General features: G+C 68.0%; 13 protein-coding genes. 11 read left to right on the top strand and 2 right to left on the bottom strand.

All coding sequences use genetic code 11. The features are described from left to right. The first annotated feature begins 246 nt into the window (after nt 1–246). The 5 genes from AABF56_RS01330 (at nt 247) to AABF56_RS01310 (ending at nt 7,959) form a co-directional block, all read left to right on the top strand. The gene (locus tag AABF56_RS01330) at nt 247–3,801 is read left to right on the top strand and encodes a bifunctional diguanylate cyclase/phosphodiesterase (RefSeq protein ID WP_272804652.1); all 3,555 of its coding nucleotides are present in this window, start codon (nt 247–249) and stop codon (nt 3,799–3,801) included. A gap of 108 nt (nt 3,802–3,909) precedes the next feature. After that, on the top strand, nt 3,910–5,007 hold the full coding sequence (gene aroC, locus AABF56_RS01325; RefSeq protein WP_272804651.1) for a chorismate synthase: 1,098 nt from the start codon (nt 3,910–3,912) through the stop codon (nt 5,005–5,007). 9 nt (nt 5,008–5,016) lie between these two features. After that, nucleotides 5,017–6,117 carry a 3,4-dihydroxy-2-butanone-4-phosphate synthase gene (gene ribB / locus AABF56_RS01320; RefSeq protein ID WP_272804650.1) on the top strand — a complete coding sequence of 367 codons (1,101 nt, stop codon included), beginning with the start codon at nt 5,017–5,019 and terminating at the stop codon, nt 6,115–6,117. A gap of 116 nt (nt 6,118–6,233) precedes the next feature. Beyond that, on the top strand, nt 6,234–7,130 hold the full coding sequence (locus AABF56_RS01315) for a metal-dependent hydrolase (protein WP_272804649.1): 897 nt from the start codon (nt 6,234–6,236) through the stop codon (nt 7,128–7,130). Nucleotides 7,131–7,140: 10 nt separating this feature from the next. Then, complete coding sequence (locus tag AABF56_RS01310; protein WP_272804648.1) at nt 7,141–7,959, top strand: class I SAM-dependent methyltransferase; 819 nt, start codon at nt 7,141–7,143, stop codon at nt 7,957–7,959. 10 nt (nt 7,960–7,969) lie between these two features. Here AABF56_RS01310 and AABF56_RS01305 read toward each other — a convergent pair whose 3' ends face one another. Continuing rightward, entirely contained in the window at nt 7,970–9,166 is a 1,197-nt protein-coding gene (locus AABF56_RS01305; RefSeq protein ID WP_272804647.1) for a winged helix-turn-helix domain-containing protein, read from the bottom strand. A 181-nt stretch (nt 9,167–9,347) separates the two neighbouring features. Between AABF56_RS01305 and AABF56_RS01300 the strand changes: the two genes are divergently transcribed. The 6 genes from AABF56_RS01300 to AABF56_RS01275 are packed head-to-tail and all read left to right on the top strand — an operon-like array spanning nt 9,348 to nt 14,277. Then, complete coding sequence (locus tag AABF56_RS01300) at nt 9,348–10,028, top strand: energy-coupling factor ABC transporter ATP-binding protein (protein WP_244767815.1); 681 nt, start codon at nt 9,348–9,350, stop codon at nt 10,026–10,028. After that, nucleotides 10,022–10,627, top strand: coding sequence for an energy-coupling factor transporter transmembrane component T family protein (locus tag AABF56_RS01295; protein ID WP_272804646.1), 606 nt, complete (start codon nt 10,022–10,024; stop codon nt 10,625–10,627). Before AABF56_RS01300 ends, AABF56_RS01295 begins: the two co-directional genes overlap by 7 nt. A 36-nt stretch (nt 10,628–10,663) precedes the next feature. Continuing rightward, on the top strand, nt 10,664–11,227 hold the full coding sequence (locus tag AABF56_RS01290; protein WP_244767817.1) for a biotin transporter BioY: 564 nt from the start codon (nt 10,664–10,666) through the stop codon (nt 11,225–11,227). A gap of 4 nt (nt 11,228–11,231) precedes the next feature. Further along, nucleotides 11,232–12,719 carry a class I adenylate-forming enzyme family protein gene (locus AABF56_RS01285; RefSeq protein WP_272804645.1) on the top strand — a complete coding sequence of 496 codons (1,488 nt, stop codon included), beginning with the start codon at nt 11,232–11,234 and terminating at the stop codon, nt 12,717–12,719. Further along, entirely contained in the window at nt 12,697–13,872 is a 1,176-nt protein-coding gene (locus tag AABF56_RS01280; RefSeq protein ID WP_272804644.1) for a thiolase family protein, read from the top strand. The genes AABF56_RS01285 and AABF56_RS01280 overlap by 23 nt, the downstream gene beginning before the upstream one ends. A 9-nt stretch (nt 13,873–13,881) precedes the next feature. Next, the gene (locus AABF56_RS01275) at nt 13,882–14,277 is read left to right on the top strand and encodes a GFA family protein (protein WP_272804643.1); all 396 of its coding nucleotides are present in this window, start codon (nt 13,882–13,884) and stop codon (nt 14,275–14,277) included. On the opposite strand, the gene AABF56_RS01270 is transcribed toward AABF56_RS01275, so the two are convergent. Continuing rightward, on the bottom strand, nt 14,263–14,664 hold the full coding sequence (locus AABF56_RS01270) for an acyl-CoA thioesterase (RefSeq protein ID WP_288084238.1): 402 nt from the start codon (nt 14,662–14,664) through the stop codon (nt 14,263–14,265). The genes AABF56_RS01275 and AABF56_RS01270 overlap by 15 nt on opposite strands. Nucleotides 14,665–14,676 lie beyond the last annotated feature (12 nt).

Below are 14,676 nucleotides of genomic sequence, written 5' to 3'. Positions count from 1 at the left end.
TGTCAGATGCCCCCCAAATATGGCGAAATTCGCCCGCCCCCGCGCGCGTCACGAAATGGATGGCCGGAAAGGTCAGGCGAATCAAGGCGCACCGCCGGCTCGTCCCCCGAATTGTCGGACAAGTCGGCAACGCTCCGGTGGACGGAGCCGCCGTATCGGATGGGAAGTGCAAGTATTTCAGCTGCTTATAAATGCAATTTTAACAATGCCTCACTTACCGTTTTGCGATCATCGGGGACCGCCGTCTTGCACCTTCCAGCCGCCCTTCGCCACGCTCTGGCGTCCATAGCAGAATGGGCGAAGCCATCGCTCGTTCCGGCGGCCATCGCCGGCTGCGTCATCCTGACGGCGGGCGTCATCTACGAGCGGCAGAACGAGCGCATCTATCACAACGAGCTGCAGAACCATGTCGCCGGCGATCTCGCGCTGGTCGGCGCCCGGCTGCAGAGCCAGGTGAGCAGCAACGTGGCGGCGCTACGCAGCGTCGCCAACATGTTCGCCGTGGCTCCCGAGCAGGCGACGCTGCAGTTCAATGTCTTCGCCCGCAAGCTGATGCTGCAGAACGCCCATTTCCGGCGCGTCGGCGTCGCGCCGGACGGCATCGTCCGGCAGGCCTTCCCGCTCGACGGCAACCAGCACTATCTCGGCACCGACTTCAACCGCTTCCCCTCCTTCCGCCAGGCCGCCCAGGCGGACCGCTCGCGCGGGCGACCGCTGATGTTCGGGCCGGTGCAGTTCGCCAAGGGCGGCCGCGGCTTCAACCTCTTCATCCCGGTCTTCACCAATGCGGGCGCGCGGCACTATTTCTGGGGCTACATCGACGGCCTGATCGACGAGCGCAAGCTCTTCAGCGATGCCGGCCTGTTCGATCCCGACCAGGCCGCCCTGCACGGCGCGCAACGGCATGAGACCGACATCCAGCTCGCCATCCGCGATGTCAGCGTGCCGGACAATATCGTCGATCCGTTCTTCGGCGATGCGGAGATCTTCGAGAAGGATCCCGTCGTGCAGGCCCTCGACTTTCCGGGCGGCCGCTGGGAACTGGCGGCCATTCCGGCCAAGGGCTGGCACCATCCGCCGGAAAACCTCACGCAGGTCCGGCTGATCATCGTCGCCGCCGCCCTCGTCATCATCGTGCCGATCTTCCTGACCGGCGGCCTCGTCAGCGAGCGCCAGCGCAACATCGCCCGCCTGCGGGCGCGCGAACGCCAGGTGCAATCGCTCTCCCAGCGCCTCGACATCGCGCTCGACGCCTCCAAGATCGGCATCTGGGAAATCGAGCTCTCCACCGGCGCGCGCAACTGGGACGCGCAGATGCATCGCCTGCACGGCTTTCCGGAGAACGAGACGCCGAACGACCACGCATGGCGCTCCGTCCTGCACCCCGAGGACGTCGCCACCACCAGGGCCGAGATGGACATGATCCGTGCCGGCGGCAACGACTACAAGTCGCAGTACCGCATCCTCATGCCGGACGGCAGCTGGCACTACATCCGCAATGTCGGCTCGCGCCTCGTCGGCCCGAACGGCGAGGAGAAACTGACCGGCATCAGCTGGGACGTCACCGAGGACGTGCTGCTCAACCAGGCGCTGAAGAGCGCCAAGGACCATGCCGAGGTGCAGAACGCCGAGCTTGCCAAGCTGACGCAGCGCCTCGACCTCGCGCTCGATTCCTACGAATGCGGCCTGTGGGAAGCCGACCTGGAGGACGGCCTGACGCTGTGGGACGACCGCATGCACCAGCTCTACGGCGTCACGAACACCGGCGAGCGCATCACGCACGAGACCTGGATCAACGCCATCCATCCCGAGGACCGTGCGGAGGCCGAGAGCAAGGCCACGCAGACCATCGAGGAGAACGTGCCCTATCTGCGCACCTCGCGCGTCGTGCATCCCGACGGCTCCGTGCGCCATGTCCAGTCGGTGGGCAAGCTGCATGTCGGGCAGGACGGCCGGCGCAAGCTCGTCGGCCTCGCCTTCGACGTCACCAACGACATGCAGATGACCGCCCGCCTGCGCGAGGCCAAGGAACAGTCCGACCGGCAGAATGCCGAGCTCGAACGGACCAGCCGCCGTCTCGATCTTGCGCTCGATTCCTACCAGTGCGGCCTGTGGGAGGCCGACCTCGACCTCGGCCGGACCTACTGGGACGAGCGCATGCACCAACTCTACGGCCTCGCCTTCACCGACGGCATCGTGACGCACGAGGCCTGGCTCGAGGCGATGCATCCGGACGACCGCGCCGCGACGGTCGAGACCGTCAACCACTGCATCGAGCATCACCTGCCCTACGTGCATGAGGCCCGCGTCGTGCTGCCGGGCGGCGAGGTCCGCCACGTCCGCTCCGTCGGCAAGGTCCATCTCGGCCAGGACGGCAGCCGCAAGCTCATCGGCCTTGCCTTCGACGTCACCGAAGACGTGATCCTGAAGGAGAACCTGAAGGCGGCCAAGGAACAGGCGGACGCCAAGAACATCGAGCTGGAACAGGCGAAGGTCCGCATCGAGCACAATGCGCTGCACGACCCGCTGACCGGCCTCGGCAACCGCCGCAAGCTCGACGACGAGCTGACGGATATCGCCGCCCGCAGCGAGACGCAGGACGCCCGCGTCGGCATCCTGCATATCGACCTCGACCGCTTCAAGCAGATCAACGACACGCTCGGCCACGCCGCCGGAGATGCGCTGCTCGTGCACGCCTCGCAGGTGCTGCGGGCCTGCGTGCATGCCGGCGACCTCGTGGCGCGTATCGGCGGCGACGAATTTGTCGTCGTGGTGACGAACACGACGGACCAGACCTATCTCAGTGCGCTGTCGCGCCGCATCATCAGCCTGATGCAGCAGCCTGTCGAATATGAGGGTCATCTCTGCCGCTTCGGCGTCAGCATCGGCATCGCGCTGACCGAGGGCCGGTCGATCGACACCGCCAAGCTGCTCGTCAACGCCGATATCGCGCTCTACCGCGCCAAGGCGCTCGGGCGGAACCGGCACGAATTCTTCACCGAGGCGCTGCAGGCCGAGATCATCTCGAACAAGCGCATCGCCGACGACATCCTGGCCGGCATCGAGAACAACGAGTTCGTGCCCTACTACCAGCCGCAGATCGACGCGGGCACGCTGAAGCTCGCCGGCGCCGAGGCGCTCATCCGCTGGAACCACCCGCGCGACGGGCTGCTCACGCCCGACCGGTTCCTGAAGATCGCCGAGGACCTCAACGTCATGGCGACGCTCGACCGCATCGTCCTGGAAAAGGCGCTGCTGGACTGCGCCCGCTGGGCCGCCCAGGGCCTCATCATGCCGAAGATCTCGGTCAATGTCTCGGCGCGGCGCCTCAGGGACGAGAGCCTGATCGACAGCCTGACGGGCCTGTCCATCCAGCCCGGCCAGATCGCCTTCGAGCTGGTCGAATCGATCTTCCTCGACGAGAGCGACGACGTGGTGCTCGCCAATCTCGAACGCATCAAGGCGCTCGGCATCGACATCGAGATCGACGATTTCGGCACCGGCCACACCTCCATCGTCAGCCTGCTCAAGCTGAAGCCGAAACGGCTGAAGATCGACCGCCAGCTCGTCGCCCCCATCCTCACCTCGCGCAACGAGCAGGCGCTGGTTCGCTCGATCATCGAGATCGGCCGCTCGCTCGGCATCGAGATCGTGGCGGAAGGCGTGGAGACGATGGCCCATGCCGAAATGCTCGGCCTGCTCGGCTGCGACCTGCTGCAGGGCTATGCCTTCGCCAAGCCGCTCTCCCGCGACGCCTTCCTCGCCTTCGGCAGCGAGATGCGGTGGAAACTGGCGTCCTAGAGCTTTTGGGATAGCGCCAAAACCGCCTCACCCACGCGAAACCCTTGTCCCGACCCCACCTTTTCCCCTAAGAGAGGGCGCACTTTCTTGTGGGGTCCGGTTCCGCTCATGTCGCACAATACCTTCGGTCATCTCTTCCGCGTCACCACCTGGGGCGAAAGCCATGGGCCGGCGCTCGGCTGCGTGGTGGACGGCTGCCCGCCCGGCATCCGCTTCACGCTCGCCGAACTCCAGGCCTGGCTCGACAAGCGCAAGCCCGGCCAGTCGCGCTTCGTGACGCAGCGCCGCGAGGACGACCTCGTCAAGGTGCTTTCCGGCGTGATGATGGACGACGACGGCGAGACGATGATCACCACCGGCACGCCCGTCTCCATGCTGATCGAGAACACCGACCAGCGCTCCAAGGACTATGGCGAGATCGCCCGGCGCTACCGCCCCGGCCATGCCGACTATACCTATGACGTCAAGTACGGCATCCGCGACTATCGCGGCGGCGGCCGCTCCTCCGCCCGCGAGACGGCGGCGCGCGTCGCCGCCGGCGGGCTTGCCCGCAAGGTCGTGCCGGGCCTTACCGTGCGCGCCGCGCTGGTGCAGATCGGCAAGCACAGGATCAACCGCGACAACTGGGACTGGAACGCGGTGAACGACAACCCGTTCTTCGCGCCGGACCCCGCCATCGTTCCGGTCTGGGAAGAATACCTGGACGGCATCCGCAAGGCGGGCTCGTCCATCGGCGCGGTCGTCGAAGTGGTCGCCGAGGGTGTGCCCGCCGGCCTCGGCGCGCCGATCTACGGCAAGCTCGACCAGGACATCGCCTCGCTGCTGATGTCGATCAACGCCGTCAAGGGCGTGGAGATCGGCGAGGGTTTTGCGAGCGCGGAACTGACCGGCGAGGCGAACGCCGACGAGATGCGCATGGGCAATGACGGCAACCCGATCTTCCTCAGCAACCATGCCGGCGGCATCCTCGGCGGCATTTCCACCGGCCAGCCGGTGATCGCGCGCTTCGCCATCAAGCCCACGTCCTCCATCCTCACCGAGCGCCGCTCGATCGACGCCGACGGCAACAATGTCGACGTGCGCACCAAGGGCCGGCACGATCCCTGCGTCGGCATCCGCGCCGTGCCGATCGGCGAGGCGATGGTTACCTGCGCCATTGCCGACCACTATCTCCGCGACCGCGGCCAGACCGGCCGCCTGAAATAGGAAACCACCATGAGCTACGACCAGAAGCGCGTCGTCGATGCCATCCGTGCCTTCGAGGCCGGCGAGATCGTCGTCGTCATGGATGACGACGGCCGCGAGAACGAGGGCGACCTCATCGTCGCCGCCGTGCACTGCACGCCGGAGAAGATGGCCTTCATCGTGCGCCACACCTCCGGCATCGTCTGCACGCCCATGCCGCGCGAGGAGGCCAAGCGCCTCAACCTCAACGCCATGGTGGCGGAGAACGATTCGGCCCACACCACCGCCTTCACCGTCTCCGTCGACTTCAAGCACGGCACGACGACCGGCATTTCTGCCGACGACCGCACGCTGACCGTGCGCAACCTCGCCAACCCGAATGTCGGCCCGACGGATTTCGTGCGCCCCGGCCACATCTTCCCGCTCGTCGCGCGCGAGGGCGGCGTCTTGATGCGCTCCGGCCATACGGAAGCCGCCGTCGACCTCTGCAGGCTCGCAAGCCTGCCGCCGATCGGCGTGATCAGCGAACTCGTCAACGACGACGGCACCGTCATGCGCGGGCCGCAGGTCGCGAGCTTTGCCGAGCAGCATGGCCTCAAGCAGGTCTCCGTCGCCGATCTCATCGCCTACCGCCAGCGCAAGGAGACGCTGATCGAGCAGGTCGACAGCTTCGACATCGACACGCCCTACGGCAAGGCGAAGGCCCTGACCTACACCCTGCCCTGGGATCCGATGCAGCACCTCGCCGTCGTCTTCGGCGACATCCGCGACGGCGTGGACATCCCGGTGCGCCTGCATCTCGAAAATGTCGGCGGCGACGTTTTCGGCGCGAACCGCCAGATCGACGGCATCATGAAGCGGATCGCGGAGCAGGGCCGCGGCGTGATCGTCTACCTGCGCGAGGGCTCCGTCGGCGTCGGGCAGTCCTCCACCGCCCGAAAGGGCAAACACGACCGCGAGGGCCACGACGAGGCGCAGGCGCGCGAGAGCGAATGGCTGGAAATCGGCCTCGGCGCGCAGATCCTGAAGGATCTCGGCATCAGCTCGATCCGTCTCATGGCCTCGCGCGAGCGCCATTATGTCGGCCTGGAAGGGTTCGGCATCGCAATCACCGGGACGGACGTCCTTTAGGAATAGGCGCGCGCCGCGCCAACGGGCACGGCCCTGCCCTGTTGCGCGCGTCCGCCGGCTTGTGGCATTATCGAGGTCCTGCCGCTCGGCAAGCGACGAACAGCATGGTGACGATCGTGACAGACGGAGCTGGCTACGGCTGGAAAGGCAAGGAAGGCGCGACCGCCGATCACCATGGCGCGGACGACATCATCCCGCGCGACATTCGCTTCGGGATCGTCGACAAGCCGACGCGGCACTGGTTCGCCGGTGACATCGTCAAGACGGCGCTGGTCGATGGCCTGTCCATCTTCCTGCCGGAAGGCGAACGCTTCTTCATCCGCTCGCTCAAGCACTATGCCGCGCAACTGGACGACCGCGAGCTTGCGGAGGAAATCAACGGCTATGCCGTGCAGGAGGCCTACCATACCCGCGAGCACGAGGACTACAACCGCGCCATGGCCGCCCTCGGCTATGAGGTGAAGGCGATGGAAGGGCCGGTCGCCTCGGCTCTCGGCCTGACGAAGAAACCCTTGCAGAGGCTGGCGGTGACCTGCGCCATCGAGCATCTGACGGCGACGCTGTCCACCGTCACGCTGCGGCACCCGGAGATGTTCGACGGCGCGGAACCGCACTATCGCCGGCTCTGGATGTGGCATGCGCTGGAGGAAATCGAGCACAAGGCCGTCGCGCTCGACGTGCTGAAGAAGGCAACAGCGAACATGTCCGGCTGGCAGCGCTACCTGCTGCGCGTCATCGCCATGAACGCCACCATCGTCCCGTTCCTCCTGATCTTCCTGCGCAACACGCATCTCTATGCCAAGACGGACGGCGTGAAGCCCGGCTTCCGCTTCTGGATGCGCTTCCTGTGGGTCGTGTTCGTCTCTCCCGGCTTCTGGCGCCGCTGCATCCCGCTGCTCCTGCGCTACTATCTGCCGGGCTTCGATCCGCGCAACAGCGACGATGCCGCGCTGGTGATGAAGGGCCGTGAGTGGATCGCGCGGGAAATGCCCGCCGCCGGCGCCACGGCCTGACGGACCGGAAATGGGCAGCAGTCTCTTTTCCAATCTTCTCAAGTCGATTGAGCAAGGCCGGTTTCCGCGGGCGCAGAAATGGGTCTGGCGGCGCCTCTACAACCTGCTCTCCCGCTTCTGGCGCGACGAGGACTGGCGCTTCATGAACTACGGCTTCGTGCCGGAGGGCGTTCCGTTTCCCCTGAAGCCCGAGGACGAACCCGAAAGGGTCTTCATCGGGCTTTACCAGCAGGCCGTCGAAAACCTGCCCGTCGCCGGCCTGCGCGTCCTCGAAGTGGGCTCGGGCCGCGGCGGCGGATCACGCTATATCGCCCGCTACCACGCGCCGGCATCGGTGGTGGGCCTTGATTATTCCCAGGCGACCGTGGCCCGGGCGAAAAGCCTGAATGCCGGCACGCCGTCGCTTTCGTTCGAGGTGGGAGATGCCGAGCGCATGCCCTTTCCCGATGGCGCCTTCGATGTCGTCGTGAACATCGAATCGTCCCATTGCTACGCCGACGTGCCCGCCTTCGCCCGCGAAGTGGCCCGCGTGCTGGCGCCGGGCGGCTGGTTCACCTTCGCCGACATGCGCGCCAGGGCCAGCCTTGCGGAACTCGACGACCAGCTGGGCGCCCCGGGGCTGGAGAAGGTGGGCGAACGCGATCTTTCCGCGGGCGTCGTGGCGGCTCTCGATGCGGCCGAGGCGCGCAAGCGGGAGCGTATCGGCCGGCTGCGCCTGATGCGACGCTTCATGTCCGAATTTTCCGGCTCCAGGGGCTCGATCCTCTACAAGGGCCTCGCCACCGGGCAGGTGGCCTATGTCGCCCGCCGCTACCGGAAGGCGGGCTGACCGCCCGCCATCACGCGTCCGCCCTCGCCCCGTCCAGCCACCGGACGTCCTCGACGCCCGCGAATTTCGCCACGCGCGCCAGTTCCGCCTCCAGCCTCTCCATCCGGCCGGCCGAGGCGCGCACCTTCGGTTCCCACCACAGCCGCTTGACGTCGAGCGTGCCGCCCTTGCGGTCGGCCTTCATGTCGATACGGCCGACGAGGCGGTCGCCTTCGAGCAGCGGGAAGACGTAGTAGCCGTATTGCCGCTTCGGCTCCGGCACGAAGATCTCGATGCGGTAGAAATAGCCGAACAGCCTTTCGGTGCGGTTGCGGTCGCGGATCAGCGGATCGAAGGGCGAGAGCACGCGCAGGCGGGCGGGCGGATCGGGAACGTCGCCGAGGCAGGCCGGGAAATCGGCGAAGGCATGGGAGGCGCGCGGCTTGCCGCCATCCGCCGGCGCGATGGCGACGGGGCGCAGCTCCTCGCGATGCGCCTCCACCCAGGCCCTGGCCTCGTCCGGCGAGACGAGGTCCCAGAAGGCGGCGATCTCGCCATGGGTGGCAAAACCCAGCCGCTCCAGCGCGCTGCGGCAGGCCCAGTCGACGAAGGCGTCGTGCTCGACATCCGGCGCATGATGACGGGCCGGCAGCACGCGCTCGACGAGGTCGTAGACCTTCTGGAAGTTCTCGCGCCGGGCGATCGCCACCTTGCCGGTGCGCCAGAGATATTCCAGCGCCGTCTTGTTCGGATGCCAGTTCCACCAGCCGCCGGACTTGTGATCGTCCGCCTTGAGATCACGCGACAGCACGGCGCCGCCGGAAGCGATGCGCGCATAGGTCTCGTCGAAGGCCGCCTCGAACCCCTCGCCGCGCCATTTGCGCCAGCGCTCGATGATGGCGGCGTCCTCGCGGCGGAAGCGATGCTTCCAGTAGCGGAAGAAGGCGCTCGGGATGACCGAGGCGTCGTGCGTCCAGTTCTCGAAGAGCTCGCCGTCCTTCTCCAGCAGCGCCGTCAGGTGCTCGCGCCGGTAGGTCTGGTTGCGCGAGAACAGGATCTGGTGATGCGCCCGCTCCACGGTGGCGATGCTGTCCACCTGCACGAAGCCGATGTCGTGGATGAGGTTCAGCAGGCCGGCCTTGCCGAGAACGCGGCCGGGCGGCGCGCTTAGGCCCTGCCGGGCGAGAAAGATACGCCGGGCCTCGGCGTTGGAGAGGAGAATCGTCATGGTGGATGATAGGCACATATTCTTGGTTTGTTCCACCCGATTCCGACAGGAATGCGGGGATCGGCCGTTTTGCCTTTCGCCCGATTGTCGCTTATCGCACAGGCCGGCGCGGAAAACCTCTTCGCACATGCGGTAGAATTGCCTATAGCTCCCCTAGCATCCGCGAAACGGGACCCCGCTCTTGGATATCGTCTTCTCCGCCGCAACGGTGACCTATGCCGGGCGCGCCGCGCTACATCCGCTGACGCTTGCGCTGAGCGAACCGCGCATCGGCGTCGTCGGGCTCAACGGTTCGGGCAAGACCACCATGGCGCGGCTGATCAACGGCCTCGTCAAGCCGACGGGCGGCACGGTGACGGTCGACGGGCTGGACACCGTGAAGGACGAGAGCGCCGCGCGCGGAAAAACCGGGTTCATCTTCCAGAACCCGCAGCACCAGATGATCCTGCCGATCCTTGCCGAGGACATCGCCTTCGGCCTCAAGAACCGCGGCCTCGGCAAGGCGGAGATCGCCGAGCGGACGGAGGCGGTGCTTGCCCGCTTCGGCATAACCCACCTGGCGCGGCGGCGCGTGCACGAGCTTTCCGGCGGCGAGACGCAGCTCGGCGCGATCGCCAGCGTGCTCGTCACCGGCCCGGACCTCCTGATCCTCGACGAGCCGACCAACCAGCTCGACCTGAAGAACCGCGCGCTCATCGAGCGCACGGTGGCGGGCCTGCCGGAACAGGTGCTCGTCATCACGCACGACCTCGCGTTGCTCGACGGTTTCGACCGGGTGCTGGTCTTCCACGAGGGCCGGCTTGCGGCCGACGACCGGCCGGCGGAGGCGATCCGCGCCTACCGGGAGATCGCGGCATGCTGAACGGGCTCGACATCGAGGGGAATTCGCCGCTGCACCGCATGCCCGTGCGCGGCAAGCTGGCCCTGCTCTTCGCCGCCGCGATCGGGCTCTTCCTCGTTTCGGACCTGCGCATCCTCGTGCCGGCGCTCGGGCTTTCCGCCTTCCTCTACCTTTCGACCGGCATCGGCTTTCGCGAGGCCCTGCGGCGCGTGCGCTTCGTGCTCTTCACGGTGCTCCTCGTCGCGGCCGCGAACTATGCGTTCCATTCGCTGCAGGAGGCGCTGGTCGTCCTCTGCCGGCTGAGCGCGCTGGTCCTGCTCGCCGCCGCCGTCACCGCCACGACCTCCATCTCCGCCTTCATGGACGAGATCACCCGGCTCCTGACGCCGCTCGAGCGCTTCGGCTTCGTGCGCGCGGCCGATGTGAGTCTGGCGGTCGGCCTCGTCATCCGCTTCGTGCCGGAGATCTTCGCGCGCTATGGCGAGATCGCGGACGCGCACCGGGCGCGCGGCCTGCCGGTCCGGCCATTGACCACCCTCGTGCCGCTCATCATCCTGACGCTGAAGGACGCCGATACGATCGCCATGGCGATTGACGCGCGCGGCTTTCGGCGGCACTAACCATTCGACCCTATTTTGTCCACCGGGGAACCCGACATGACCACCAGAGACATCGTCCTCGTCGCCCTCTTCGCCGCGATCATCGTGGTGCTGGGCCTGCTGCCGCCGCTCACGCTCGGCTTCATTCCGGTGCCGATCACCGCGCAGACGCTCGGCGTCATGCTCGCCGGCTGCATTCTCGGCGCCAGGCGCGGCGCGGCGGCCGTGCTGCTCGTGCTGCTGCTCGTGGCGATCGGCCTGCCGGTCCTGTCTGGCGGGCGCGGCGGCCTTGCCGTCTTTGCCGGGCCGACGGCCGGCTATCTCGTCGGCTGGTTCTTCGGCGCCTATGTCTGCGGCCTGATCGCCGAGCGCTTCGTGCGGGAAGACCAGCCGGAGCTGGCGCAGTTCCTCGCCTTCCTCGCCGCCTCGGTCGCCGGCGGCATCGCGGTCGTCTACCTCTTCGGCATTCCGTGGCTCGCCTATATGAGCGGCAAGGCCTTCTTCGAGACGGCCCTCGCCTCGATGGTCTTCGTGCCCGGCGATCTCATCAAGGCCTTCGTCGCCATGCTGGCCGGCCGCGCCGTGCTCGCCGGCTATCCGCTGCTGCCGCAGCGCGCCTGAGCCGATGCCGCTTTCCGGCGCCCTCGAACGGCACGCCGCCGAAAGCCCCGCGAACCCGACCTTCCACCTGGAGGACCGGGTTCTTTCCTATGGCACGCTCACGGCGACCGCCCGGCGGCTTCACGCCGCCTTCGCCGATCTCGCCCCGCAGGGGCGCAGCGCCATCGGGCCGAAAGACCGGCTGGTCGCGATCATGACCGGCAACCACGCACTCTTTCCCGCCGCCTTCGCGGCCGCGACGGCCGGCACCCATTGCGCCGCGCTGATCGACCCGCACCTGCCGGAGGCGCAGCGCCAGCGCCTGATCGGGAAAATCGACCCCGACCTTCTTGTCACGGCCCATGGAGCGGACCTCGTCGTCGAGAGCCGGCACGGCGATGCGCGGGACGTGATCGCCGAAAGCGCCGCACTGGACACGCAGCCCCTGCCGGAAGGGGCGGCCGACGCTCCGTTCCTCATCGTCTTCACCTCGGGCACGACGGCCGATCCGAAGCCGATCATCCGCGACCGGCGCTCCTGGCGGACCAGCCTTGCCATGGGCGCGCCCTTCTTCGGCATCGACCGGACGGTGAGAACCTATGCCCCCGGCCCGCTCGCCCATGGCCTTGCGCTCTATGCGATGACCGAGACGCTGCTTGCCGGCGGTGCCTTTCATTCCGCCGCGCATTTCGATCCGGATGCGGCGCTGGCGACGATCCGGGCGAACACGATCCGCCGCCTCGTCCTGGTGCCGACCATGCTGCGCCGGCTCGCCGCGGAGCCCCCGGTGACCGGCGTCACGGCCATCACCATTGCCGGTGCGAAACTGACGGCGGCGGACCATGCGCTCTGCGCGGCGCACTTCCCCGAGGCGGCGCTGCGCGAATATTACGGCGCCTCCGAACTCGGCTTCGTCACCGTCACCGCGCCGGGCGAGGCCGCCTCCTCCACGGCGGTCGGCAGGGCCTTTCCGGGCGTCAGGATCGCCGTGCTCGACGATGCCGGCAGGCCGCTGCCGGCGGGCGAGACGGGCACGGTCTTCGTCGAAAGCCCGCTGGTCGCGACCGGCTATCTCGGACAGGGCGACGGGGCTGGGCTTGTCCGTTCCGGCAGGCTCGCGACCGTCGGCGACGTCGGTTTCATGGAGGCGGACGGCATGCTGCACCTGCTCGGCCGCTCCGGCGGCATGGTGCTGTCCGGCGGCAACAACATCTATCCTTCGGAGGTGGAGACGGCGTTGCGCGACACCGGCCTCGTGCGCGCCGCCCATGTCTTCGGCATCGACCATGCCGATCTCGGCAGCGAGCTCGTCGCGGTGATCGAGCCGGAACAGCCGGACCTGACGCCCCGGGCGCTGACGGCGGCGCTCTCGGAAGTCCTGCCGCGCTACAAGCAACCGCGCCGCATCTGGCTGTGCCGCGCCATGCCGATGACATCCTCCGGCAAGGTGGCGGCGAAGACCGTGCGGCAATGGGTGGCGGAGGAAAGCGATGCGCTCGACCGTTTCCTCTGACCGCATCCCCGTCGTCGGCGCGGCCTTCCGCACGCCGGTCGGCCGCATCGGCGGCACGCTTTCGGCCATCGAGCCGGCCAGCCTCGCCGTGCCGCTCATCCGGAAAATCCTTGCCGAGACGGGGCTGCCGCCCGATGCAGTCGACGACGTGATCCTCGGCAATGCCGCCAACAGCGCCGGCAATCTGGCGCGCCTTGCCGCGCTGGAGGCGGGCCTTCCGGTTTGCGTGCCCGGCATGACTATCGACCGGCAATGCGGCTCCGGGCTGGAGGCGATCGCGCTGGCGGCGCGGCTGGTGCAGGCGGGCGCTGGGCGCTTCTACCTTGCCGGCGGCACCGAGAGCACCAGCCGCGCCCATCTGCGCTTCCGCCCGCCGTCGACGGCGGGCGGCACGCCCGAGCCGCTCCGCCGCGCCCGCATGGCACCGGATACGGTGGGCGATCCGGACATGGGCATCGCCGCCGAAAACGTCGCCGCCCATGCCGGCATCAGCCGGGAGCGGCAGGACCTTTTCGCGCTCGAAAGCCACCGCCGCGCCGTGGCGGCGCAGAAGGCCGGGCGCTTTGCCGGCGAGATCGTGCCGGTCGATACGCCCGCCGGCCCCGTCTCCCGCGACGAATGCCCGCGCGAAAACACCGCACTGGAGAAACTCGCCGCGCTGAAGCCCGTCTTCCGCCCCGGCGGCACGGTGACGGCGGGCAATGCCTGCCCGGTCAACGACGGCGCCGCCGTCGTGCTCGTCACGTCGCTCGCCGAGGCGCAGAGGCTGGGCCTGACGGTGCTGCTGGAAATCGTCGACAGCGCGGTCGCCGGCGTCGATCCGAACCTGCTCGGCCTCGGCCCCGTGCCGGCCATGCGGAAGCTCGCCGCGCGCCATCCCGGCCTTGACGCCGCGCGCGTTCCCTTCATCGAATTCAACGAGGCCTTCGCGTCCCAGGTGCTCGCCAGCCTCGATGCGCTCGGCATCGATCCCGCCGCCGTCAACCGCGAGGGCGGTGCGCTGGCGCTCGGCCATCCCTATGGGGCCTCCGGCGCCATCCTCGTCACGCGGCTGTTCGCGCAGATGCGGGCGGCGGAAGCGGGCGCCGAGGCGCTTGCCATGATGGGTGTCGGCGGCGGCATGGGGATCGTGACGCTTTTCCGGAAACTGTGAGGAGGAACCATGGGCGAGAAGATCCATGCCGGCGGCTGCCTGTGCGGCGCCATCCGTTTCGAGGCGCGGGGCGTGGCGGAAAAGCCGCATACCTGCTCCTGCCGCTTCTGCCAGCGGCATACGGGCGCGCCGACCGCCGCCTGGGTGGAGTTTCCCGCCGAGCGCCTCGCCTGGACCGGCAGCGGCGGCAGGCCCGCCACCTGGCGCTCCTCCGATTATTCCAGCCGTGCCTTCTGCCCGGCCTGCGGCAGCTCCATCGGTGCGATCGACGACGAACCGGTCGTGGCGCTGCTGATCGGCGGCTTCGACGATCCGGCCGATCCGGCGCTGGCGCCGCAATATCATTCCTTCGAGGATTGCCGGCCGGGCTGGCTGCGGGTCGGGACGGCGTCAGGCGAGGAATGACTTCAGCCAGTCGCGCACCGGCTGCGGCACGTTGACGGGCTGACGGCTTGCCGGATCGACGGCGACCCAGACGATCTCCAGGTCGGCGACCGGCGCGCCTTCTGCGGAAATCGCGACCGCGAAGCTCAGCGAGGTCGCGCCGATGCGCGTGACGGACACCTTCAGGCGGGCAAGGTCATCGAGCTTCAGGCCGCGATGGAAGGCGCAGCCGGACTTGCGCACGAAATAGACCGGATCGGCCGCGCCGTGCGGCCGGTGCCGCCAGAGCCCGGCGACGGCCGCCTCGGCATGGGCATAATAGGCGGCATTGTGCATGTGGCCGTGCATGTCTATATCGCGGAAGGGTATCCGGACCTCGCTGAGCGTGATGTCTGCCGCCTGTTCCACGTCCTGCCCCGG

The organism is Shinella sp. WSC3-e (assembly GCF_945994535.1).
Classification (GTDB): domain Bacteria; phylum Pseudomonadota; class Alphaproteobacteria; order Rhizobiales; family Rhizobiaceae; genus Shinella; species Shinella yambaruensis.
Note: the sequence above shows the minus strand (reverse complement) of the source record. Positions and strands in the feature narration are given on the sequence as shown.